The sequence below is a fragment of the Nostoc sp. KVJ20 genome (genome assembly GCF_001712795.1).
Lineage (GTDB): Bacteria > Cyanobacteriota > Cyanobacteriia > Cyanobacteriales > Nostocaceae > Nostoc.
Genome location: NZ_KV757703.1, coordinates 38,333 through 61,519 on the forward strand (window position 1 = coordinate 38,333; position 23,187 = coordinate 61,519).

At 41.9% G+C, this 23,187-nt stretch carries 20 protein-coding genes and 1 tRNA gene; 10 read left to right on the top strand and 11 right to left on the bottom strand.

Going from position 1 to position 23,187, the window contains the following annotated elements; all coding sequences use genetic code 11:
* Positions 1 to 79: 79 nt before the first annotated feature.
* On the top strand, positions 80 to 301 hold the full coding sequence (locus tag A4S05_RS30070) for a hypothetical protein (protein ID WP_069073435.1): 222 nt from the start codon (positions 80 to 82) through the stop codon (positions 299 to 301).
* A 45-nt stretch (positions 302 to 346) separates the two neighbouring features.
* Positions 347 to 1,438: a redox-regulated ATPase YchF gene (gene ychF / locus A4S05_RS30075; protein WP_069073436.1), complete on the top strand. Its 1,092-nt coding sequence runs from the start codon at positions 347 to 349 to the stop codon at positions 1,436 to 1,438.
* 163 nt (positions 1,439 to 1,601) lie between these two features.
* On the opposite strand, the gene A4S05_RS30080 is transcribed toward ychF, so the two are convergent.
* From A4S05_RS30080 to A4S05_RS30105, 6 genes are all read right to left on the bottom strand, one after another.
* Complete coding sequence (locus tag A4S05_RS30080) at positions 1,602 to 2,516, bottom strand: hypothetical protein (RefSeq protein WP_069073437.1); 915 nt, start codon at positions 2,514 to 2,516, stop codon at positions 1,602 to 1,604.
* Between the two features lie 144 nt (positions 2,517 to 2,660).
* Complete coding sequence (locus A4S05_RS30085; protein ID WP_069073438.1) at positions 2,661 to 4,961, bottom strand: hybrid sensor histidine kinase/response regulator; 2,301 nt, start codon at positions 4,959 to 4,961, stop codon at positions 2,661 to 2,663.
* A gap of 5 nt (positions 4,962 to 4,966) precedes the next feature.
* Positions 4,967 to 5,416 carry a response regulator gene (locus tag A4S05_RS30090; protein ID WP_370684498.1) on the bottom strand — a complete coding sequence of 150 codons (450 nt, stop codon included), beginning with the start codon at positions 5,414 to 5,416 and terminating at the stop codon, positions 4,967 to 4,969.
* On the bottom strand, positions 5,410 to 7,971 hold the full coding sequence (locus A4S05_RS30095; protein ID WP_069073439.1) for a GAF domain-containing protein: 2,562 nt from the start codon (positions 7,969 to 7,971) through the stop codon (positions 5,410 to 5,412). The genes A4S05_RS30090 and A4S05_RS30095 overlap by 7 nt, the downstream gene beginning before the upstream one ends.
* 701 nt (positions 7,972 to 8,672) lie before the next feature.
* On the bottom strand, positions 8,673 to 9,089 hold the full coding sequence (locus tag A4S05_RS30100) for a hypothetical protein (protein ID WP_069073440.1): 417 nt from the start codon (positions 9,087 to 9,089) through the stop codon (positions 8,673 to 8,675).
* A 288-nt stretch (positions 9,090 to 9,377) separates the two neighbouring features.
* Complete coding sequence (locus A4S05_RS30105; protein WP_069073441.1) at positions 9,378 to 9,590, bottom strand: hypothetical protein; 213 nt, start codon at positions 9,588 to 9,590, stop codon at positions 9,378 to 9,380.
* 596 nt (positions 9,591 to 10,186) lie between these two features.
* Here A4S05_RS30105 and ppk1 point away from each other — a divergent pair.
* Entirely contained in the window at positions 10,187 to 12,367 is a 2,181-nt protein-coding gene (ppk1, locus tag A4S05_RS30110) for a polyphosphate kinase 1 (RefSeq protein WP_069073442.1), read from the top strand.
* A 191-nt stretch (positions 12,368 to 12,558) separates the two neighbouring features.
* Positions 12,559 to 12,975: a response regulator gene (locus A4S05_RS30115; protein ID WP_069073443.1), complete on the top strand. Its 417-nt coding sequence runs from the start codon at positions 12,559 to 12,561 to the stop codon at positions 12,973 to 12,975.
* 129 nt (positions 12,976 to 13,104) lie between these two features.
* Here A4S05_RS30115 and A4S05_RS42180 read toward each other — a convergent pair whose 3' ends face one another.
* Positions 13,105 to 13,278 carry a hypothetical protein gene (locus A4S05_RS42180; protein WP_176727152.1) on the bottom strand — a complete coding sequence of 58 codons (174 nt, stop codon included), beginning with the start codon at positions 13,276 to 13,278 and terminating at the stop codon, positions 13,105 to 13,107.
* A gap of 168 nt (positions 13,279 to 13,446) precedes the next feature.
* On the opposite strand from A4S05_RS42180, the gene A4S05_RS30120 reads away from it, so the two are divergent.
* Complete coding sequence (locus A4S05_RS30120) at positions 13,447 to 14,016, top strand: DUF2854 domain-containing protein (RefSeq protein ID WP_069073444.1); 570 nt, start codon at positions 13,447 to 13,449, stop codon at positions 14,014 to 14,016.
* A 252-nt stretch (positions 14,017 to 14,268) separates the two neighbouring features.
* Here the strand turns inward: A4S05_RS30120 and A4S05_RS30125 are convergent, their stop codons facing one another.
* Complete coding sequence (locus A4S05_RS30125) at positions 14,269 to 14,529, bottom strand: CRR7 family NDH-1 assembly protein (protein WP_069073445.1); 261 nt, start codon at positions 14,527 to 14,529, stop codon at positions 14,269 to 14,271.
* Positions 14,530 to 15,200: 671 nt separating this feature from the next.
* A complete protein-coding gene (locus A4S05_RS42185; RefSeq protein ID WP_176727153.1) occupies positions 15,201 to 15,353 on the bottom strand; it encodes a hypothetical protein in 153 nt (50 codons plus the stop codon).
* Positions 15,354 to 15,377: 24 nt separating this feature from the next.
* Between A4S05_RS42185 and A4S05_RS30130 the strand changes: the two genes are divergently transcribed.
* Positions 15,378 to 16,406 carry a response regulator gene (locus A4S05_RS30130; protein ID WP_069073446.1) on the top strand — a complete coding sequence of 343 codons (1,029 nt, stop codon included), beginning with the start codon at positions 15,378 to 15,380 and terminating at the stop codon, positions 16,404 to 16,406.
* Between the two features lie 50 nt (positions 16,407 to 16,456).
* Here A4S05_RS30130 and A4S05_RS30135 read toward each other — a convergent pair whose 3' ends face one another.
* Positions 16,457 to 17,662 carry a histidine kinase gene (locus tag A4S05_RS30135; RefSeq protein ID WP_176727154.1) on the bottom strand — a complete coding sequence of 402 codons (1,206 nt, stop codon included), beginning with the start codon at positions 17,660 to 17,662 and terminating at the stop codon, positions 16,457 to 16,459.
* Between the two features lie 560 nt (positions 17,663 to 18,222).
* On the opposite strand from A4S05_RS30135, the gene A4S05_RS43770 reads away from it, so the two are divergent.
* The 4 genes from A4S05_RS43770 (at position 18,223) to A4S05_RS30150 (ending at position 23,012) form a co-directional block, all read left to right on the top strand.
* Positions 18,223 to 18,357 carry a hypothetical protein gene (locus A4S05_RS43770; RefSeq protein WP_256091263.1) on the top strand — a complete coding sequence of 45 codons (135 nt, stop codon included), beginning with the start codon at positions 18,223 to 18,225 and terminating at the stop codon, positions 18,355 to 18,357.
* An 877-nt stretch (positions 18,358 to 19,234) separates the two neighbouring features.
* A complete protein-coding gene (locus A4S05_RS30140; protein ID WP_069073448.1) occupies positions 19,235 to 20,629 on the top strand; it encodes an S-layer homology domain-containing protein in 1,395 nt (464 codons plus the stop codon).
* 246 nt (positions 20,630 to 20,875) lie between these two features.
* Positions 20,876 to 21,955, top strand: coding sequence for an SGNH/GDSL hydrolase family protein (locus A4S05_RS30145; RefSeq protein WP_069073449.1), 1,080 nt, complete (start codon positions 20,876 to 20,878; stop codon positions 21,953 to 21,955).
* Positions 21,956 to 21,968: 13 nt separating this feature from the next.
* The gene (locus tag A4S05_RS30150; RefSeq protein ID WP_069073450.1) at positions 21,969 to 23,012 is read left to right on the top strand and encodes a M42 family metallopeptidase; all 1,044 of its coding nucleotides are present in this window, start codon (positions 21,969 to 21,971) and stop codon (positions 23,010 to 23,012) included.
* Between the two features lie 86 nt (positions 23,013 to 23,098).
* Here A4S05_RS30150 and A4S05_RS30155 read toward each other — a convergent pair.
* A tRNA-Thr gene (locus A4S05_RS30155) sits at positions 23,099 to 23,170 on the bottom strand.
* Positions 23,171 to 23,187 lie beyond the last annotated feature (17 nt).

Consider the following 23,187-nt stretch of genomic DNA (forward strand, 5'->3'; position numbering starts at 1 on the left):
TATAGCCATTTAGGGAGATGTCAACAACTGAGGTTGTCATCTACCTTGGGAAGGTTGAATAATTTAATTTAGACTTACCATGCTTAATCTTACTGCGATTTCTATACCTGAACCACGTATTCCCAATCCCGAACCGAACCCGCTACCTAGTCCCGAACCAGTACCAAGTCCAGGGATTCCCCAACCCTTGCCGGGGCCTGTACCAGAACCAGTACCTACTCCTATACCTGTGCCAGTTCCAGGGCCAATTCCTCAAACAGTTCCAGAAACAATTCCCCAAACCATACCGGAACCTGTTTGAATTACCTTGGTAATGTAATCCAAAATCTCAAATCTAAAATCCAAAATGCTAAGAGCCGGAATTGTCGGACTTCCCAACGTCGGAAAATCTACTTTATTTAATGCTGTAGTTGCTAATGCCAAAGCTGAAGCAGCTAACTTCCCTTTTTGCACGATTGAACCGAATGTCGGCGTTGTCGCAGTACCGGATGAGCGGTTAAATGTTCTTGCTAAGATTGCCAGTTCGGTACAAACTATCCCGGCGCGGGTTGAATTTGTAGATATTGCCGGTTTAGTTAAAGGTGCAAGTCAAGGTGAGGGACTAGGGAATCAATTCCTGTCTCACATCCGGGAAGTTGATGCGATCGTCCATGTGGTACGTTGTTTTGAGAATGACGATATTATCCACGTTGCTGGTTCTGTTGACCCAGCACGAGATATTGAAATCATTAACATAGAACTGGGTTTATCAGATTTAGCCCAAATTGAGCGGCGAATTGACCGCACTCGTAAACAAGCTCGTACCAGCAAAGATGCACAGTTTGAAATCACAGTTTTAGAAAAACTAGCTGCGGCTTTAAATGAAGGTAAATCGGTGCGCCAGGTAAGCTTGAATGAAGAAGAAGCAGTAATTATTAAAGGATTGGAACTGCTCACTTATAAACCGATTATCTATGCGGCCAATGTATCTGAGGATGAGTTGGCAACTGGTAATGATTTTGTGGAAACAGTGCGACAAATTGCAGCTACAGAAAATGCCCAAGTTGTGATAGTTTCGGCTCAAGTTGAAGCTGAATTAGTGGAATTAGCAGAGGAAGATAAAGCTGATTTCCTCGCGTCTTTAGGTGTGGAAGAAGGCGGTTTGAAATCATTGATTCGGGCAACTTACACACTTTTAGGCTTGCGGACATATTTCACTAGTGGCCCCAAAGAAACCCGTGCTTGGACAATTAATGCTGGAATGTCTGCACCTCAAGCTGCTGGTGTAATCCACAGTGATTTTGAGCGGGGATTTATTCGCGCCGAAACTGTCGCTTATAAAGATTTGGTAACAACTGGTTCGATGAATGCTGCAAAGGAGAAAGGGTTGGTTCGCAGTGAAGGGAAAGAGTATGTTGTGCAGGAAGGGGATGTAATGTTGTTCCGATTTAATGTGTAGGGGTAATTAATCAGTGACCGTTATCAATCAGATAATGGTCAACCCACACCAAGTTGCGTAGGCTTTGCCCGCCCTAGGCATCACACTGTAAATCTTGACAAGATATTCCATATATGTATAGTAACTTGCTAGCGATCGCAAATAAACCAGCAATTCTCAAAATCTAGTAGCTACTTCCACCTAAAATGTATACATAGGAACCCAAATTTTCATCATCTGTACCAACAATCACACCGCCTTTTGCACCAGGAACAAGTTCCATACCTTCAATTTTGTGGTAATCAGAGCGGTAGAGGGGAACAAGTTGAGGATTTTGTCGCCATACAATTTTGTTACCATCCAATCCTAAATAACCAGCGACATACACAGCTGACTGAAATGGGCCATCATCTCCGGCATCACTGGCTGAGGTGATGTACACAATTCCTACGGGATCTATCTTAATATCTGAAATATGACGAACATTGCCAGACGGAAGCGGTACTTTCAGATTGGCGGAACCTGCAAGAGTAATTTGATATTTAACTAAGTCAAAAACTCCCCAAAAAATAGTCGCTGGTTGTTCTCCTTCACCTCGATGTCCCCAAATAGCAACTAATTGACCGTCTATATTTTGCAATCCAAATGCTTCAAAATTATTTCCTTGAATAATTCCTGGTAGATTGAATTCCCTAATAACTGAGATGGTCTTATTGGTAGGCTCTAACCTGATGTAATAAGCTTTTCCAGAACTGCTTAAAGCGATAAAAGAGGATTTTGTTTTTTCTGGAACAGATGTTAAAGCTTCTAAGTCGATGGGCAACTCTGTATTATTTGGCCAGTTCAAGGGAAAATATTCAGGTTGGTTTTTACCCTTAATGCTGATGATTCCTATGCGGCCTTGATTTTTTTGTTTGTTGTCATGGACAATCAGAAAATCGAGCGTATTGCTTTGCTGCTCTATCAAAGCCATACCACTGATGCCGAAAGGGATACCACCGCGAACCGGACGCCAATCTTGTGCCCCAACTTGCTGGGATATGAGTAACAATGCACTCAAGATTACTATATTGACAATTAATCTGAGAAATCGAGGCATATTGATTTAGTCAGCTTTGTGAGTATCGGTAAAAGATGTGTGTTAGCCGACACTGAATCATATCAAATCTAAGCGATCGCACCCACATAAATGAAGCAGCCTTTTGTACTCACAGCTATCAGGTTATTTACGTAATTACTTGACTTACAATAGGACTTTCTGTAAAGAAAGCAATAATTCGTTGACAGTATAAGGCTTCGACAAAAATGTATTGACACCAATGGCTGCTATTACACTGAGCTTATTGTCAGACATAAGTCCACTACTGGCAATAATTTTGACTTGGGGATTAATTTTTCGCAGGGTACGGATGGCTGTTAAACCATCTAGTGAAGGCAGCATAATATCCATGAGGACGGCACTAATTTTGTCCCTATTTTGAGCATATATTGCGATCGCCTCAATGCCGTCACTGGCAATTAAAGTTTTGTAGTTGTGAGTTTCTAATGATGTTTTCGTAATCTCTTGAATGGCAACTTCATCATCCACAACCAAAATTAATTCTCCATGTCCTGTCTGTGGTGGCAAATTTTCGGGGCTGAGTGTTTCCATTCCCCCCACTGCTGGCAAGTAAACCTTAAAGCTAGTGCCACTTCCAGGTTCGCTATACACGTTTACAAAACCTCCGTGGCTTTTAATAATACCCAGAACTGTGGAAAGTCCTAAACCAGTGCCTTGTCCCACATCTTTTGTGGTAAAGAATGGCTCAAAAATTCTATCTAATATTTCTCTAGGAATCCCAACTCCAGTATCGGAGACAGTAATCACTATGTAAGGCCCCTCTTTGGCTTCCAGGTTCATCCGGGCATAATTTTCGTCAATCAACAGATTTTCGGCAGAGATACTCAAAGTACCACCATTGGCCATCGCATCGCGGGCGTTGACGCAGAGGTTCATCAGTACTTGATGCAGTTGGGTGCTATCTCCAGAAACCATCCACAAATCCTGCGGTATATCGGTGCTGATTTCTATAGATTTAGGAAATGTCTCTTTCAGAATCTTGCCAACTTCCACAATTATATGTTTGAGTTGCAAAGTGATGCGCTTCCCTTCTACACCCCGCGCAAAGGATAGCACCTGTTTGACTAAATCAGCGCCGCGTCTAGCATTGATTTCTAAAATCTCTAGTAGATGGCGAGTTCGCTCATCTGCATCGGGAAATTTCAGCGGTAGCAGTTGCGCTCCTGCTAAAATCGGTGTCAGGATATTGTTGAGATCGTGAGCAATGCCACTAGCTAAAGTGCCAATACTTTCCAGGCGTTGAGCGCGAAACAATTGGGCTTCTAGGTGTTTTTTCTCGGTAATATCTGTGTCAACGGTGAGAATTGATTTAGGTTTGCCCTGTTCATCGCACACTAGACTCCAGCGACTAGCAACGAGAATTTCCTTGTCTATTTTAGTCAGTTTAGTTAACTCACCCTGCCACTTACCTTTACTAAGAGTTTGCAACAGAGCAGCTTCGATTTCTGGTGAAGGTTCGTCATACAAAAGCTCACTAGCATTTTTGCCCCAAGCCTCTGTCGCTTTCCAGCCGTAAAGTGTTTCTGCGCCTTGGTTCCAGAAAATAATTTGATTGTTTAAATCTCGGACGCAAATGGCATCTGTGGTGACATCTAGTAATGCTGCTTGTTCGCGGATTTTTTCTTCTGCTAATTTGCGATCGCATAGCGCGGCTTGCCGTTCGCGCATTGCAGCTTGGCGTTCGCTAATATCGATACTGGCACAAGTCACGCCGACAACTTCTTGCGCCTCATTTCGCAATGGCTCGACAGTTAAATCATAATATCGAGTTGTATCTTTGATGGTAATTGATACTTCCTCTCGCGTTCCTATGCCCGTGGTTAGCACCCCACGTTTAATTTCGATGAGACGTTGAGCATCTTCTACTGGGATGATATCCAAATCTTGTTTTCCCAATATTTCTTCAACAGTCACCCCAGATGGAGGATTATAAACCCAGGTGTAGCGTAACTCCCGATCTTGGTTGTAGACAAAGATTGGAGAGTTTTTCAGGGCAACCCGAAATCGCTCCTCACTATGGCGCAGTGCGTCGTCTGCCCGTTGACGCTCAATGGCATAACGCATAGATCGCACCAGCAAGTCGCCAGTTACTTGCCCTTTCACCAAATAATCCTGCGCTCCTTGCTGCATTGCCCTAGTTGCCAGGGTTTCATCATCTATACCTGTCAGCACAATTATTGGAGTTGCTTTTGCCTGAAGGTGAGCTATGACAAAGGTTTCCAATCCCTGGCTATCTGGCAGCGAGAGGTCTAACAAAATTACATCAAAAACTTCCTTTGCTAAATAATTGAGGGCTTCGGAAAGCCGCTCAACAGGCATTAACTCAACTACAACTGTGCTAACTTCCTTTAACAACTCCTGTAATAAAAAGACATCACCAGGGTTATCTTCTACCAACAAGACTTTAATATTTTTACCTGCCATTTCCACTACTCCGGTGGCAGTTTTACGATCGCAAACCAAAAATTTTCTATGGATTGTACAATTTTAACGAATTGATCGAAATCTACTGGCTTAGTTATATAACAGTTTGCACACAAATTATAGGCTTTGAGGATGTCTTCTTCTGCTTGGGAAGTCGTCAGGACAACCACAGGTATTCGTTTAAGGTTTTCATCTCCTTTAATTTCTGCCAGCACTTCCCGCCCATCTTTTCTAGGGAGGTTTAAATCGAGCAGTATAATATCTGGATGGGGGACTTTAGCATATTTATCCTGTTTTCGCAAGAATGCCATTGCCTCTACACCATCTTCGACCACATTTAAGTGAATCGAGATTTTGCTATCTTCCAGGGCGATGCGTGTAAGTTGAGCATCGCCAGGATTATCCTCTACTAACAAAACCTCAATAGGCATAATCGCTGTTATGGTTCTCACCATTGCTTACCTACTATATCTGGAATTGTGAAGTAGAAAGTCGAGCCTTCACCCGGTTTCGACTCAACCCAGATCCGGCCGCCGTGGCGTTCTATAATTTTCTTACAAATTGCCAGACCAATTCCAGTACCGGGATACTTGTCTCTACCGTGCAAGCGCTGAAAAATTATAAAAATACGTTCAGCATACTGGGATTCCAAACCAATTCCATTATCGCGCACCGAGAACAGCCATTCATCCCCCGACGGAATAGAATTTAAACTTTTTCCATCTATATCTGCATCTCCCTTACTTACCCCAATGTGAATTAGTGGCTGCTGATTCTGGCAAAATTTGATCCCATTGGCGATCAGGTTTTGAAATACTTGTGTTAGTTGGGTAGTATCAGCCATCACTTCAGGTAGAGGATCATAAGTGACAACTGCCTGACTATCTGCGATCGCAATTTGAAGATTAGCGATCGCTTGCTGTAATACAATATTACAATCAACTAACTTAAAGGGCTGTCCACGAGTGCTGACGCGAGAATAGTTCAACAAATCGTTGATCAAGGTCTGCATCCGGCGGGCCCCATCTACTGCATAGTTGATAAACTGATCGGCATTGGCATCTAGCTGATTTTTGTATCTTCGCTCTAGTAGTTGTAAATAACTTGTCACCATCCGCAACGGTTCTTGCAAGTCATGGGAAGCGATATATGCAAACTGTTCTAATTCTGCATTGGAACGCGCAAGTTCTTGACTTTGCTGGGTTTCTTTTTCTAAAAGTTGCGCTTGAGATAAAGCAATTCCTATTTGGTTAGCTAATTGCTGTAATAACTCCGTCTCAAAGTTATTCCACTGTCGAGGTGCAGCACACTGATGAGCCAGCAATAAGCCCCAAATAGCATCCCTGACAAGAATTGGCACTACCAGGTTAGCCCTGACAGCAAACTGTTGCAGAAATTTTCGATGGCATGGTTGAATATGAGCAGCTTGAATGTCTTCAATAGCACTTACTCTTCCCTGGCGATATCTTTCTATATATTCTTCTTTAAAGCAGGGGTCAAAAATATTTTCTCCTAAAATTACCGGCCAACCAGGTAGCACTGCCTCTTGTACCACTGTTCCCGAACCGTCAGTTTCCAGCCGAAAAATCAAAACTCGGTCAGCTTGGAGTAACTTTTGTACCTCTGTCACCGTGGTTTTAAGAATCTCATCTATTTGTAAAGATTCTCGAATTTTTAGGGTGATTTCTGCGAATAATTGCGATCGCAGATTTTGTCTCTTTAATTCTTCATCTGCCTGCTTGCGATCTGTGATATCTGTATAAGAACCCACCATCCGTACAATATCACCCAATGCGTCCCAAAGTGCCTGTCCTCGATCTAGAATCCATTTATAGCTGCCGTCTTGGCACTGGACTCGATATTCACAGACGTAAAACGGTGTTTTCTGGGCAAAGTGGTCTTGGAAAGCTTGAAGTACCCAATCTCGCTCATCGGGATGGATTCGTTTTGTCCATTCATCCCAACGGTGGGAAACTTCGTGGTCTTTATAGCCGAGCATTTCCTTCCATCGAGTTGAGAAGAACACTTCATTAGTCTTGAGGTTCCAATCCCAAATACCATCATTATTACCATGTAATGCTAATTGCCAGCGTTCTTCACTTTCCCGTAGTGCTTCTGCTGTTCGCCGTCGTTCAGTAATATCTTGGAAATAAACAGACAAGCCGTCTTTTGCCGGATAGGCGTGGACTTGAAGCCAGCAGTTTAGTAGCGGATCAAACTCCTCAAATTCTACGCTAACCTGTTCTAAGACTGCTCTGTGATACTCACGATAGAATTTTGTGCCGATAATTTCTGGAAACACCTCCCAGATATTTTTACCCAAAAGCTCATTTTGGTTTGTTTGCAACAGTCGTTCTGCTTGACCATTAATATAGGTAAATCGCCACTTTTTATCTAAGGCAAAAAAACCATCGGTGATGCTTTCAAGAAGATTAGTAATCCGAGTTCTCGCAGCTTCAGATTGGGCGCGGGCTGCTTGCTCATGTGCCATCAGTTTCTCAGTAATTTGAGATACCTCAGTTACATGACGTCTAAGTTCTAATTGGTCGATTACCAAGCGACTTAAACCTACAAACGCCTCCACTTGTTTTTGGCTTAGTTGCCGTGGAACTTGGTCAATTACACACACAGTTCCCAGCATATCTCCCTTCGGAGTAATTAATGGTACACCTGCATAAAACCGGATGTATGGGTAGCCAGTCACGACTGGATTATTTGCCAACTTCTCATCAGCTAGCGTATCAGGAACCACAACAAGATTGCGCTGCTCTTGGCAAAGATAAGACAACCCAACACTCCGGGGCATTTCTGATACATTTAAACCTACTTTTGCCTTAAACCATTGACGATTTTCATCAATGAAATTTACCAAAGAGATGGGAGTGCCACAAATAAATGCCGCTAACTGAGCAAGATTGTCGTAAGCTGCTTCGGGTTCGGTGTCAAGAATTTGATACTGGCGGAGGGCTTCTAACCTCGCTGCTTCTGTATCAATGTGTCCAGCTTTCATTAACTTTTCTTAATAAATTTTAATTTTATATGCATTCAGCAGCTTGGCTACTGTCTGAATAGCTTAACGTCGTGTACAACCTTTACTCTAACTTAGCCCTCCGCCTTCCTTGCTTATCAGGCTGCGGGCGTATACACAAGTCTTTGAGAGTTGCCTCACAGTGTTTAGATCCCCCATAGCCCCCTTAAAAAAGGGGGGAACCAGAGTCAAAGTCCCCCTTTTTAAGGGGGATTTAGGGGGATCTTCAACGATTTGCTGCGTATAAAACCCCTACCTACAGAATCAAATGATTAAGCCGTTTTGAATATATTTAACCAAAGATCAAAAACCCGGTTTCTATAAGAAACCGGGTTTATTATGGTAATATAGTACAGAATTCTGAAAATACTGCTCCTCAACTACACTCAAGGAGCTGTATTATCTCTCCAAATTTGTTATCTCTCAATTGCTACCTTATTCTCCATAAACACTAGATATGGATGAAGGAAAGTAAGTTAGAGAGTTAATTAGGGAATTACCAAATACTTTGATGCAAATGTCTAATGTGTGTATGTCACAGTTGTTTTATGTCAACTACTAACAACACATTCTCAAACTAAACTCAAGAAAACATTGCAAATCAACGCAAGGTGTGAAAACATCTAGACTAAAAGCCGATAGGTTTTTACACCATCGTGATTTTCTATCAGCTAACAATCAGTCTATTCTAAACTGCCAGCACTAGCTGCTCTAACAAGAGCAGCTAGGTCTTGAACATCTGTAAAAGCGCCGGTAGTAATTAGTTCTGCAATAGCTGATTCGATTGAGCCACTGCCAGCTGTCGCCACTGAGGCTTCAACTGTACCTGGGTTTATTTCAAGACTTGCTATATCTTCATCGTTGCCACCTACAACACCAGTACCAGGTGTAGGTGTGATAGTTAATGGACCAGGAAATTGTGTACCAGTAGGTGCAGTGATCTCACCACTGACGCTGATAGAAGAACCTGATGGTCTAACGATTGTAACAGCGCCACGAGCAGCAGCATCTCCAGCATTTGCAGGTGCAGCGAATAAATTACCAACACCAACCAAACCTAATACGCAGATGCTTCCTTTAACGATCGCAGAAATTTTCATGATTCACAAGCTCCTTGTGTTTTCATCTTTGCGTTTTCAATATAACCTTGAGTTCTGAAGAACATTTCAGTAATAACACTGAAAATATTCAAAATATCGGAGGTGATAAATTAAAAAACCTAATAGAAGAGATTGTTGGTGTAGACCTGAGAAACAGCAGTCAAATACCTATAAAAACATAGATTCTGCAAGGCTTCTATTTACCTAATACCGTGATAAAAATTGTGGCAATACTTACCAACTTCAGATTTTCGACAATCAAATCCCAAAAGCACTAGAAGTAAGGCTTTAGACTGCTTCCAGCATCATAATTCTCTGTAAACTCAGTTTAATAATTAGTGAGACATTTTGAGCAATACCCATGTCGTATCTTTGCCAAATCTTAAGTGCATCTTCATGGGTAATATGCTGTGGGCAACGATTTGAACCTCCAGACTGATTGCGATTCTCGTATGGATGCACAATATTTTGTAAAGGCGCACAACTGTAAGCCCCTACCATATTCCACACAATTGAAAACGGCTATAAAATCTAGTTATAGGTTGGTAGAGTGATTCTCTGAAAGAAACAGCTATGCGATCGCACAAAGCACCCACCAGAAGCGATCTGAAGCCACTGGTGTCAACTTAAGCCAAAAATAGCGTACTGATTGGGTGTTGTTCACCCGCCAGGGATTGTAAATCCCTGACTAATTGCTCAAGTCTACTGAAGTAGACTGAAAATTTTTGCGCTATGAAGTCCTCTTCAGAGGACTTTAGCTATGAGACAGGGATTTACAATCCCTGGCGGACGTGTGGTTTCGCGTTAACTTGACACCAATGGCTTTTCGGCCCACCCCACAGGAGTTAATTGGATATTTTTTATTTGGAAGTCCCTTAGCTTTAGTGCCTACACAAGATTTTTTAGTCTTTAACTGAAATTATTTAAATAGAAATAGATTTTTTGATTTTAAAGATGATATCTGTCTTGTACCAGTAGCAAGGTAGAGAATCAATATAGCCAAAATTTACCTCAGCGTTATGCTCAAGCACCATTTAACTTACTATGTTTATTGTCCCCCAGTTCAATGGGCTACATCTGCCTACGCTTAGGTCATTATGGCAAAATCTAAGAAAAGCTCTACCCCCATCAATCTCAGCGATCCACAATATTATCTTAACCGAGAGTTAAGCTGGTTAGAATTTAATGGCAGGGTATTACATGAAGCCTGTGACGATCGCACCCCACTTCTGGAACGCCTGAAGTTTTTGGGAATATTCAACTCTAATTTGGATGAGTTTTTCATGGTGCGGGTTGCTGGTTTAAAGCAACAAGTAGAGGCGAAAGTCAGCCTGTTAACTCCCGATGGTCGGACACCACAACAACAGTTAGACGATATTAGGTCTACTCTCACTCCCCACGTCAAGAAAGAGCATCAACATTTTGAAGAAGTACTTCGTCCGCTACTAGCAAATCATGGCATCCATATCCTGAATTACATAGATTTGAATCAAAAACAGCGGACTCATCTCGACAGTTATTTTGAGGAACAAGTTTTCCCAGTTTTGACTCCCCTGGCTGTTGATCCTAGTCATCCCTTTCCTTTTATTTCTAATCTCAGTCTGAATCTGGCTGTTGTGGTCAAAAATCCAGATACCGAAGAAGAATTCTTTGCCAGAGTCAAAGTCCCCAGTGTTCTGCCACGATTTTTACCGATACCGCCTGAGTTGGGAGATCAGAACAGCGAAAAACCTGCCCACTGGACAGGAGTACCTTTAGAACAGGCGATCGCTCATAACTTAGAATCTCTATTTCCAGGGATGAACATTCAAGAATATCATCCGTTCCGCATTACCCGTGATGCCGATTTGGTCTTAGAAGAAGATGAAGCAGATGATTTATTGTTAGCGATCGAACAGGAATTGCGAAAACGGCGACTAGGTGGGAGTCCAGTCCGGCTAGAGATTCAATCTCAGACTCCTGAAATAGTGCGATCGCGATTATTGCAAGATTTGGAATTAACAGAAAGCGATCTCTACGAAGTAGACGGACTTTTGGGACTGCGGGATTTGATGTATTTTATGTCCTTGCCATTGCCAGAACTCAAAGATCCACCACGCCAATCTGTTGTACCAATACGGTTGCAAAGACTGAGAGAACCGAGTTTAGATCCAGATGTCCTGGAAACGGACGAAGGAAAAGACTTTTTTGCTGTGATTCGGGAAAAGGATTTACTAGTACACCATCCTTATCAATCCTTTTCAGAAACAGTCGTGCGCTTTATCACCCATGCCGCCTACGATTCAAATGTGTTAGCCATCAAGATGACCCTTTACCGGACTTCTGGCGACTCACCCATCGTCAACGCTTTAATTGCTGCTGCTGAAAATGGCAAGCAGGTATCCGTGCTGGTGGAATTAAAGGCGCGGTTTGATGAGGAGAATAATATTTACTGGGCAAGACGACTAGAAAGAGTTGGAGTTCACGTAGTCTATGGTTTAGTGGGGCTGAAAACCCATAGTAAAACCGTTATGGTAGTACGGCGCGAAAAAGACCGGATACGTCGCTACGTGCATATTGGGACTGGTAACTATAACCCCAAAACCGCAAGACTGTATACAGATTTGGGATTGTTTAGTTGCCGTGAAGAATTGGGTGCTGACATCACAGATTTATTTAATTTCTTGACAGGCTACTCTTTGCAAAAATCTTATCGAGAGTTGCTGGTTGCGCCTGTGAATATGCGCGATCGCTTTTTGTCACTAATTCACCGCGAAATCGAAAATGTTCAAAACGGGTTTTCTGGACGCATTGTTGCCAAAATGAATTCCCTAGTCGATCCACAAATTATCGCCACATTATATGAAGCTTCCCGCGCCGGAGTGCAAATTGACTTAATTATTAGGGGCGTTTGCTGTTTGCGCCCAGGACTCAAAGACATTAGTGAAAATATTCGCATAATCAGCATTGTCGGTCGCTTTTTAGAACACTCTCGGATTTATTATTTTCATAACAATACACAGGAGGAAATCTATATCGGCAGTGCCGACTGGATGCGCCGCAACCTAGATCGCCGAGTCGAAGTAATTACCCCAGTCAAAGACCCAGATATTGCCAAAGATTTGCAAGAAATAATGGGAATTATGCTCGCCGATAATCGTCAAGCTTGGGAATTACAAGCCGATGGCACTTATATTCAACGTCGTCCCTATGATGATTCTCCAGAAGCAAATTCACAAAAAATTCTTATGAACATGGCATTACGCTCAACTGGTATAGCCTCAAACCTGATTGATTAAAAAATAAGTTACTTACACCTTGACAACTAGCTCAACTTAGTTTTTTTTAGAAAACTTTAATTTTCTGAGCAGTTGTCTAAGTTGTTTTTCATGGGTTCACACAAGTTATTCAACCATAGGATAGAGTCAGGGCTGGCACTTGTTCCCATAAACTAGAGGGGTTATTTTGAATAATTTCGTCTTTCCCCTCAATGTTAATGTTATCCTGTGAGCTTTCTACCTTGCGTGTTCTAGTAGTTGACGACCACGAACTGACTCGTTTAACCTTGCAATTGGTTTTCTCTTGCCAGGAAAATATTCAAGTAGTAGGTTTAGCCAGCAATGGTGAAGAAGCGATAGAAATGGTTAAACGTTGCCATCCTGACGTAATTGTTCTAGATTTACAAATGCCTGTCATGGATGGCTGGAGTGCATCTACTCACATTAAAGCTATATCTCCAAACACCCAGATTCTTGCTTACTCCTCAGTAGAAGACGTAAATTTTCAGGGGACAAAGGCAATGTCTAGCTTTGATGATGTTTGCAAAAAAGATGTGCCTACAAGCGAACTTATTGCCTTAGTTAGGCAGTTAGGTCAGCGTGCAGGAGATGGTTCATTTGCAGGATAAATGATACACCAATATTGCTTCGTCAACTCAGGCTTAGTTCAATTCTGGGGGTTCGAACACATGATAATAGTGAGGAGCGCCGGTATAGCCTGAAGTTAAGGGTTAAACCGACGCTATTTTTAATGATTTCTACTCTACCGGAATGGTGCGTCTAAATTCATCAATTAATTCATCCAGTTCTTCCAAAGCCTGATTTACGTCAATTCTCAAAGTTCCCAGGTTTGGTTGCTCCAGCAGGCTTAACAGGTACTCGCGTTTATTTTGAACTGCGACGATTCGCTCTTTTATAGTCTGTAGATCCATTATTTTTTTCCTATCTTTAACTACCTTTAAGTTTAAAGTTAACTCAAAATCTCATATTCTGGGACACTATACGCCCTTTTAACTGGGAACGATGTTCTTCCCTAATTTGTTACTCATAGCCGATGATAATAAAACTGACGTATTCAGACTTTATACTAATTTAAGCTCATGCTACGCCAAATCTCTTTGGGAACACTCGGTTTAACTATCGGCGGCATATTAACGGTAACTGGCTTCGTCGCCTATGCTAATAATAATGCCACACTCAATCTTGTCGGATTTTTTTACGGGATTCCTCTCTTGTTGGGAGGACTAGCGCTGAAAGCTAATGAACTTAAGCCAGTACCCTTTAGCCAAACTACCTCACCGTCAGCATTAATGCTACGCCAGCAGCAAGCAACTGATACTCAAAATAAAATTCGCAAAGACATCACCCGATATTGCTACGGTCAAGATGCTCATTTAGATACAACACTTTCTTTTCTGGGTTTGAGTCCTACAGATCAAGAACGACCAACAGTCACAGGGTTGCGAGAAACAGAAGTTAATGGCAACTATGCCCTAATTTTAGAATTTGATTCGCCGCTAATACCATTTGATGCGTGGCAAAAAAAGCAAGAAAAAATGACCAACTATTTTGGCCCTGGATTGGAGATTCAAATAACACAGCCATCTGAAAATACAATTGAGCTAGCGTTGATCAATACTCAAAAAGAGTCAGTAGCCAGCAGTCAATAGTCCAAGGATGTTTTAAAAATCCTTTTATCGGGAGTAAAACGTTTTAGCTCCCCCAAAGTCTTCCTTGTTAAGGGGGACTTTTATTCTGGTTCCCCTTTTTTTAGAGGTCAAGGAGGATATAGAAGTGACTAAAATTACATCCGACCACTTTTAAAACATCCTCTCAAGAACAAAAATTATTGTTACCCAAACTCCATATCTTTATGGCTTTTAAATTATTTTTTGTGATTCTCTTAACCACTGACCAAAAAGTTACTTTTCTAAACGAACTGCATACCACTGCAAATATTTTCCAGGGCCAATATCTAATTCGCAGCTAGTGTCGAGTAAATATTGTGCTTGAGCCTCCACAGTATCAAACTTTTGCAAGTCAGGTGGCAAATCTTGAATTATGAGTTGCTGGAGAGTTTTTTTGAGCTTGTCTAATAACTCTGATAGTGTGAGAAATTGTTCTGGTTGATTTGTTTCTAAAACAACAAAATTATCCTGTTGATACATTAATGAGTCTGGCATTTTAAAGATTTGGTGAATGTAAATAGGGTTAGATTTTTTGTAAGATTTCCTGTTGTTTGTACAGTCAAAAAGATAGCGATTTTATGTGTTGCTGGTGAAGTAGTTATTCGTTTTAATTTAGTAATTTAATAACAAACAGCCGTTTTTTTACCTAACTAGTATAATTTAGTATAATTTAGTATAAATTTGCCTGTATTTAGCAATTTACTTGAGCAAATTATCTAGTTAATTGATATCCTAAGTGGATCTGTGCCAAGTATTACTAGATGTACTGAGGCGAATTAAATAAGAATTTTTACTTAATTTCTTAACCTAGATTCACTCGATAATAAATCTTTGCACTAAGCTTTATCTCATCCTTATGTAATTATACTAAATCTCAGCAAGCCTTGCCGAATAGACTAAATAAATTTAAGTCAGGTAATATTAATAATTTACTATTAGCTATCTTCTAGGCGGATTTTGGTAATTGCATTGCTCTGCCTTACTAAGTTTCTAAACTAACTACAGAACTACATAATTAAGGTATCATTTGCAATTCTCAAAAAAATTGTAATTTGACTTTAACAATAGGGAAATATAAAAGTAACAATTTCCTCCCATAACCATAGCTGAACAAAAAGGTAACAATTGCCTTCGTGTTCCAATTATAGATTGTCTATGCAACTTAGTTATCTACCGCTTGCTTGGCTCAAGAACATTGAGCAGTCCATTGTCAAGAAACAGTTGATTGTGAGGACAGACACACCTTTGTCGCAAATCTCGGCATTGAGGAAAATAGCGATCGCCCCCATGCGATCGAGTTGCACAGCCTTTTTCAGCATAGTCCCGCAAGTGGAAGGCAACTCATGTCAGGCATAAGCCCATTTCCTCTTTCTACAAAGCAACCGCCACTGATTCTAGTGGCTGATGATGACAAGACCATCCGAGTGTTGTTGCGTAAAGCTATGGAACAAGAAGGTTATCGAGTGGTTGAAGTCAATGATGGTAAGCAATGTTTAGATGCTTACGAGGCTATCAAACCAGATATAGTTTTGCTAGATGCTGTAATGCCTGTGATGGATGGCTTTACCTGCTGTAAGCACTTGCTCCAAATTGCCAGGAATAATTTAATATCAGCACTTGCGAATTTTGATACTAACTCGACACTTAAAAATACGGTTATATCCAAGATATGGGAGCGCACTCCCATCTTGATGATCACATGCTTGGATGATGAGGAATCCGTAAACCGTGCTTTTGACGCTGGGGCGACTGATTATGTAACTAAGCCAATTCACTGGCCTGTATTGCGCCAGCGTTTACGCCGACTGCTACAGCAAGCGCAAGTATACAAACAATTAGAGGCGGCAAACCAAGCTTTGCATCACCTTGCCAATGTAGATGGCTTAACTGAGTTGGCTAATCGTCGCCGCTTTGACGATTATCTTAATACTCAGTGGATTAATCTTGCACAAGAAGGATCTCCCTTGTCAATGATTTTATGTGATATCGACTTTTTTAAATTTTATAACGATAGATATGGTCATCCGGCTGGGGATGTCTGTTTACAAAAAGTGGGTGCTGTCTTAAGCCTTAAGGTACAAAAACATCAGGATTTAGTAGCGCGTTATGGTGGCGAAGAATTTGCTGTGATTATGCCATATACCCCTGCATCTGGCGCAGTTCATGTTGCCTCTATGATACAAGCCGGAGTTAAAGATTTGCAAATTGTTCATGACGGATCTGCGGTGAGTGAGTATGTCACTCTTAGTATGGGCGTGGCGACTGTTGTCCCTACTTGGGAATCCTCACCTTCAGATTTGATCGTGCTGGCAGATAAGGCACTCTATCAAGCAAAGGCTGGGGGGCGCGATCGCTTTATCTCAAGTTCTTAGTTATTTGTCATTTGTCATTGGTCATTTGTCATTTGTCATTGGTGCTTTATCTAAGAAGGATAAACTGGCAGCGTGAAATGAAACCATGCTCCATTATTGGGGGCAGAGTCTACCCAAATTTGACCATAATGTGCTAGGACGATGCGTTGGCATAGACAAAGACCAATGCCGTAACCTTCTGTGCCTTCATCCCGTTGCAGTCGAAAGTGATTTTCAAAGATGCGATCGCGATTTTCTACAGGAATACCAGGCCCAGTATCGCCAATACTAAACTGAACTTTTTGCGTAGTGCGGTGCAATCCGGCGACGCTAATTTTGCCACCTTCTGGGGTGTATTTGATGGCATTATCTAACAGATTCACTAACACTTGCCGGATGCGTTCTGGGTCAGCATATACGTATGGCAAGTCATTGGGAATATCCGTTTCTACTTCTTGGGATTTGGCGGTGTAGCGATCGCACAATTCTTCCAGTACATCTAAGCACAGTTTACCTAGCTGTACCTTTTGTGGTAGGATGGGGAATTCTGTATCTTTACCACGACCTACTTGTAAAAGATCAGCAATCATCCTGTCAATGATCTTAGTTTGATTGCGGGCTTGTTTTAGTAGATGGGCCGTCAAGGATGGTTTGAGGCGCTGGAATTGGCCTGTCTCTAAATTGTAGTTAGATTGGAGAGTTTCTATAGCGATCGCGGCGGCAGTTAGGGGATTGCGGAGATCGTGTGCCAGCATCGCAATCACCCGGTCTTTAAACTGTAGCTGCTCTTGGAGGTTATCTTTTTCCTGTTTCAAGCGAAAAATTTCATCTGAGAGTCGGATTAGTTCAGCAGAAACAGCAACCGAACGGATAGTAGATTTGGGTGATGTCACCCTAACATTGTCGTCTATCTGTTCTTGTAAGTCTTCCTGTAATTTTAAGTAGGTGTCTACAGCAGCTTGCCAGCGAGGCCACCAGTTTTTCAATTGCGCTATGATATTACTCCCAGCCAAAACCTGCCGTGGTTCGGGATGAATTTTGATTAAAGCTGGCGTTGCTACCAATTTAAAGTGTTCTGCTAAATAAGGTTGTTGTCCAACATCGATAGTTTGAAGTTCAAAACTATACTCAGCCTGCAACTCTTTTAAGTAAGCACGTATTCGCTGCACTTGTTGGCGGGACTTGGGGCGTCCATCGACAAACAGTAACAGCTGGAGGGGAGCCTCGGAATAAATAGGCTGATCCTGGGAAACTTGCATGTAATCGTGTTTCAGCACTGGTAACAACCCGGTGACGCTTTACAGAAAGTAAAATGGACTGACGGTTGTCGATGGTCGTTGTTTTTCTTCTTAATATCTATTTTAGATTTTCATATTCCTATCCGATCTGCGTTTTTGACATTAGATATATCTTTTTCAGCCTTTTGCCCCCTTTTGGCTAACTTCATCTCCAAGAAACACCCAAGCCCCTTGGATATAAGTCTTAATTTGCCCTGAATTAAAAATTTTCGCCAGAGTTATCAGCTGAAAACGTTATTACTATGTCAAATCGGTTAGTGCAGCAGCTTGTCAATTTGAGTACTCGCTTTGAACAAGCGATCCCCAAACAAACGCAGATGCTAATTGTATCTAATTTATCAGGAAGCTGTTAACTGTTCAGACCAAGTTTGTAGAGGGTTTTCTCAACCGCCAGTGCATTGGATGAAGTGTCTTCTTTGCCTCTACTCAATCCTACTAATGACTGTGAAAACAGCTATAGCTAACTATGCACTGCCTCTATAACTTGCGAAGCGCATCCTGTGCCCAGCTTTTCTAAAAGAACCGCTGCCCTATCCCAGATGAACAGGGTATGGGTTGCCAGAGAGAAAGCTTTGGATAACATAGAGGCGATGCCTACGGCGGTAAACTACGCACTTCTAGAGGAAGCACTCACTGCTTTCGAGGCTGCCAAGAAACTCTTGACCACAGCATAAGTAGCACTTTCCCCAAAAAATCAATTTAGAGATACTAGGGAAACTGCTGCGACACTTGACTGTTTTACCTATAACCTCAGTCGCCAAGAATAACGAACTTACGCTAAATTCCTGGAATTGCTTAAAACTGGCATTTTCCAGCTATTGCCTTACTCAGCTTACCATCGTCAGATGAATAATTGCCAAAATCGATTGTAAGCCAGCGTTAGCGAACTTTATCTATCTATTCCCCTCCTTGGGTGAGGCTAAGAGGGAATTTAATCCTAGTCTATCACTTCACTTCAGCTGCTTGGCATAGGCTTTGCCCGCCGTAGGCATCGCATTAAGCTAGTGTATCTGGAAGAATATTAAAGCTTTTATTAGCTAAAGAAGGGTTTAGCTAGTAATCAATCAGTTATTTGCTCTAACAATGGAATATTTCCAAAACTATCTGAAAATTTGTGATAATCCTTGTGGTGGAGTACTAGATTAGATCACCCAAATGACAAAACTCTTATCTAGCAAGCATTCCAGATTTATTTATGTTTTTTTTTCAAAAATGTTAGTTTGCCAGAATTTTAGGGAATTCTATAAATAAGCATGGGAATTATCAAAACCTAATGGCTGTAAAACGAAGACAATACGGTAGCTTTTGCTACCGTTTACTCATTTTTGGAGATATCATCATCACCAACAGAGACATTTACGAAGAAGATGCCGTGAGTCGGTAGTGTCGTTTTGGTGATACAAATAGTCAGAGAGCAGAAAAAGCAGCGATACAAGGGATACAAGGGGAAAAAGAGAAAACCATGCCCCATTCCCCATTCCCCATTCCCCATTCCCATTTAATGAACAGTCTGCGCTAGGGTAGGAATTGAAACTCAATTTGTGATTTCCTGTGCTTCCCTGCAAACGTCCAGCTGTATTTCTAATTTGGGCTGTTCTACTCACTTCCTTAACAGCCTGTGCTAACAGTCCAGTCGCCAAAAACCTTGAGCAATCTTTGGCGGCAGATCCGAAGCTGCAAAGCAATCCAGCTGTCTTTGGAGAATCTCAGACTAATCAACCGCAAGCACAGCCAAACGAATCAACAGTTCAGTTACCAGTTGATTTTCCCAAAGATATCCCCCTATACTCCAATGCCAAGTTAGAGGAAGTTACACCTGCTAACGGTTCAGAAAATAGAGTCTCAACTCGTTGGTTGAGTTCTGACCCCAGTAACTTTATTGCTAGCTTTTATCGCAGCCAGTTTCAAACAAATAACTGGCAGATTTTACAACAGCCAACAGATGATGCGGGAGGTGCTTTTGAGGCACGTCGTAACGATTTGCTGTTGAAGGTTTCCATTCAGCCTAAATCAGTTACTAACGCCACACCTAATCAACCCCAAACAGCAACCGAATTACTGATTGAATACACACCTAATAGTACTGCAACGGCACAATCTACCCCAACTGCAAATCCTAACGAAACTACTAACGCCGTTCCTCAACCAGTAGATCCACAGTTTATTGGCCCGACACCACCCGCAAACTTGGCAACACAGCCACCAAGCACGGCTAATAATCAAACAACTCCTACACCGACATCTGAATCTCAGGAATTTAACGATCTGAACAAAGCACCGCAAGAATGGCGGCAATATATCCAAGACTTGGCTGCATTAGGTGTTTTGTCTTTAGAGCCAAAGACAATTAAGAGTAACTCTACTACCACAACTAACCAGTTTGAACCCAGTAAAATCGTTACACATCGGGAATATGCTCGTTGGCTAATTGCTGCTAATAATGCTATGCATATCAGCAATCCAGCTAAACAAATTCGCTTGGCATCCGAAACTACTCAACCAGCTTTTAGTGATGTGTCGGCAAAAGACCCTGATTTTGCAGCAATTCAGGGATTAGCTGAAGCTGGGTTAATTCCCAGTCCGTTGTCTGGAGATTCTACAGTAGTTTTATTTCGTCCTGATGCACCCCTAACGCGGGAACAGTTATTACTGTGGAAATTACCTCTAGATACTCGCCAAGCTTTACCCTCTGCTAACTTAGATGCAGTTAAACAAACCTGGGGTTTCCAAGATGCAGCGCGAATTGACCCCAAGGCTTTAAGAGCGGTGTTGGCTGATTACCAAAATGGTGAACAATCAAATATTCGGCGGGTGTTTGGTTATACGACTCTGTTTCAACCCAAAAAACCAGTAACTCGTGCTGAGGCTGCTACAGCTTTGTGGTATTTCGGTACTCAGGGTGAGGGTGTATCGGCTACTGAGGCTTTGAAATTAAAGCGAAGTTAGAGCGATATCTACAAAGGTTTACCCGATTATGTTGCAGTTAGTCCATGCATAGCATAAAAGTGTGCGATTTCCACCTTCTAGGATGTAAATTTGGCCATTTTTTTGTAATAGACCTATTTTTTATCAAGAGAATGTAAATCTCAGTATTTTCAGCGTTTTTACCCGTGTTTGATAAATTTTTGGTGCATAGTTAGGTAAAACAACGTAAATTAACTAAAACTAACAAATACCACGGGTAAAACAAATATGAAAAAACAAGCTGTAGCGGCAGGATTTGTTCTTTTGTCTTTCATGTTGCCGCTGAAGGCGAGTGCTGCGAGTTTTACCAACTTTTATGTATTTGGCGACAGTCTTTCTGATACTGGCAATGTTTTCGCTGCTACTGGTGGTTTAGTTGCTCCGACAACAGCCATTCCCCAAGCTCCACCATATTTTCAAGGGCGTTTTTCCAATGAGCGGGTGTGGGTAGACTACCTCGGAGAGCAGCTAGGATTAAAACCCTCTCCATACATTACTTTAAATACTACTATTCCCAATCAAGGTATTAACTTTGCTGTGGGCGGTGCTAGTTCTGGTCAGGGTAATGCTGTTGTTCCTAGTGCGCCGTTACCGGGAGTACTAGAGCAAGTCGGCTTGTTGACGCAACCCATTTTACAAGCCAATCAAAAGCTTGACCCAAATGCTCTTTATGCTGTATGGGGAGGTGCAAATGATTATGTGTTTAGTCAAGCTACTGATACGGCTCAAACAGTCCAGAACTTATCAGACTCAGTAGGGTTACTTGCCTCATCTGGCGCCAAAAATATTTTAGTCTTTAACTTGCCTGATTTGGGCAAGATTCCATTTGCGTTTGCGACAGGTCTATCTAGCAACTTGACTGGTTTGACAAATGACCATAATACGAGATTAGCAGAGGAGCTAGGCAAATTTAGCAATAACTCTGACCTAAATCTGATCTCTGTTGATGTGTTTTCCTTATTTAATGAAGTACAAGCAAATCCAGGGAAGTTTGGGTTTAAAGATGTGGCTAACCCTTGCGTAGTAGGGAATTTTCAGACCATCATCAGTGTGTGTCCTCAACCAAACGATTATTTGTTCTTTGACTCTGTGCATCCAACAACAGGCGTTCATAAGTTAGTAGCAGAAACTACACTGGCGGCGATTAATGCTAAGTCTGTCCCGGAACCTGCGATCAACTTGGGAATTTTAGCCCTTGGTGCTTTTGGTGCTATAGGAATGCTGAAGCGTCAACAAAAAAGAGCAGCAGTTGTATCAGTAGTGCGGGTTGTTGATGCACAATTGTCTCATACAACAGTTGAAAACTAAACTAACTGTATTGATGTGGGATTACGATCGCTTATTTGAAATTATTGAAGAATTAGTCATGCACCATTCTCCTAGTGGTGTAGAAGCTGAGATTAATCAGTTGTTGATGGAACGATTTGCGGCGCTGGGTGTAGAAGTCTGGTGCGATCGCGCCGATAATATTATTGCGAAAATTCCAGGGAAAAATCCAGATGGAGCGATCGCGATCACCGCACACAAGGACGAAATTGGCGCAATTGTCAAGAGTATAGGTGATGAAGGTCGTGTGGAAGTCCGCAAACTTGGCGGTTCTTTCCCGTGGGTTTACGGCGAGGGCGTTGTAGATTTATTGGGAGATAACGAAACCATTAGCGGTATTCTCAGCTTTGGTTCCCGCCATGTTTCCCACGAATCGCCCCAAAAAGTGCAGCAGGAAGATACTACTGTTAAGTGGGAAAATGCCTGGATTGAAACGAAGCTGACATCTGCGGAATTAGAAGCAGCTGGCATTCGACCGGGAACTAGAATGGTAATCGGCAAGCATCGTAAGCATCCAATTCGGTTAAAGGATCATATCGCCAGTTACACCTTGGATAACAAAGCCTCTGTTGCCATTTTGCTAGCTTTGGCTGAAAATCTTAAACAGCCCGCTGTTGATGTTTATTTGGTAGCTTCAGCCAAAGAAGAAGTAGGAGCAATTGGAGCATTATTTTTCACCCAAAATCAACGCTTGGATGCGTTAATTGCTTTAGAAGTTTGTCCATTATCCGAGGAATATCCTTTTAAGGATGGGGAAAGTCCTGTACTTTTATCTCAAGATGCTTATGGGATATATGATGAGGGGCTAAATGGACAACTGCGCCAATCTGCCAAACAACTCGATATACCAGTGCAGCTAACGATACTGAGCCAGTTTGGCAGCGATGCTTCAATTGCGATGAAATTTGGCCATGTTGGGCGTGCTGCTTGTTTGGCGTTTCCTACCCAAAATACACATGGATATGAAATTGCTCATTTAGGAGCGATCGCTAACTGTATTGATTTGTTAAAATCTTTCTGCGAAACTGAGTTTGAGTGATAATTCGAGGTTCCATCAAATTAACCGAAGAACCGCACAATGCTTGATTTATGTCAAACTTGACTATTGAGCAATACTTTTATCAAAGCCGATGATGGGATTTGAACCCACGGCCTGCTGATTACGAATCAGCTGCTCTACCACTGAGCCACATCGGCGTACACAATCTAAGAGT

Excerpts from the sequence above, each read along its gene's own strand:
- A4S05_RS30070 (WP_069073435.1), top strand. The coding sequence starts at position 80 with ATGCTTAATCTTACTGCGATTTCTATACCTGAACCACGTATTCCCAAT.
- ychF (WP_069073436.1), top strand. The coding sequence starts at position 347 with ATGCTAAGAGCCGGAATTGTCGGACTTCCCAACGTCGGAAAATCTACT.
- A4S05_RS30080 (WP_069073437.1), bottom strand. The coding sequence starts at position 2,516 with ATGCCTCGATTTCTCAGATTAATTGTCAATATAGTAATCTTGAGTGCA.
- A4S05_RS30085 (WP_069073438.1), bottom strand. The coding sequence starts at position 4,961 with ATGGCAGGTAAAAATATTAAAGTCTTGTTGGTAGAAGATAACCCTGGT.
- A4S05_RS30090 (WP_370684498.1), bottom strand. The coding sequence starts at position 5,416 with ATGGTGAGAACCATAACAGCGATTATGCCTATTGAGGTTTTGTTAGTA.
- A4S05_RS30095 (WP_069073439.1), bottom strand. The coding sequence starts at position 7,971 with ATGAAAGCTGGACACATTGATACAGAAGCAGCGAGGTTAGAAGCCCTC.
- A4S05_RS30100 (WP_069073440.1), bottom strand. The coding sequence starts at position 9,089 with ATGAAAATTTCTGCGATCGTTAAAGGAAGCATCTGCGTATTAGGTTTG.
- A4S05_RS30105 (WP_069073441.1), bottom strand. The coding sequence starts at position 9,590 with ATGGTAGGGGCTTACAGTTGTGCGCCTTTACAAAATATTGTGCATCCA.
- ppk1 (WP_069073442.1), top strand. The coding sequence starts at position 10,187 with ATGGCAAAATCTAAGAAAAGCTCTACCCCCATCAATCTCAGCGATCCA.
- A4S05_RS30115 (WP_069073443.1), top strand. The coding sequence starts at position 12,559 with ATGTTAATGTTATCCTGTGAGCTTTCTACCTTGCGTGTTCTAGTAGTT.
- A4S05_RS42180 (WP_176727152.1), bottom strand. The coding sequence starts at position 13,278 with ATGGATCTACAGACTATAAAAGAGCGAATCGTCGCAGTTCAAAATAAA.
- A4S05_RS30120 (WP_069073444.1), top strand. The coding sequence starts at position 13,447 with ATGCTACGCCAAATCTCTTTGGGAACACTCGGTTTAACTATCGGCGGC.
- A4S05_RS30125 (WP_069073445.1), bottom strand. The coding sequence starts at position 14,529 with ATGCCAGACTCATTAATGTATCAACAGGATAATTTTGTTGTTTTAGAA.
- A4S05_RS42185 (WP_176727153.1), bottom strand. The coding sequence starts at position 15,353 with ATGCTGAAAAAGGCTGTGCAACTCGATCGCATGGGGGCGATCGCTATT.
- A4S05_RS30130 (WP_069073446.1), top strand. The coding sequence starts at position 15,378 with ATGTCAGGCATAAGCCCATTTCCTCTTTCTACAAAGCAACCGCCACTG.
- A4S05_RS43770 (WP_256091263.1), top strand. The coding sequence starts at position 18,223 with ATGAACAGGGTATGGGTTGCCAGAGAGAAAGCTTTGGATAACATAGAG.
- A4S05_RS30145 (WP_069073449.1), top strand. The coding sequence starts at position 20,876 with ATGAAAAAACAAGCTGTAGCGGCAGGATTTGTTCTTTTGTCTTTCATG.
- A4S05_RS30150 (WP_069073450.1), top strand. The coding sequence starts at position 21,969 with ATGTGGGATTACGATCGCTTATTTGAAATTATTGAAGAATTAGTCATG.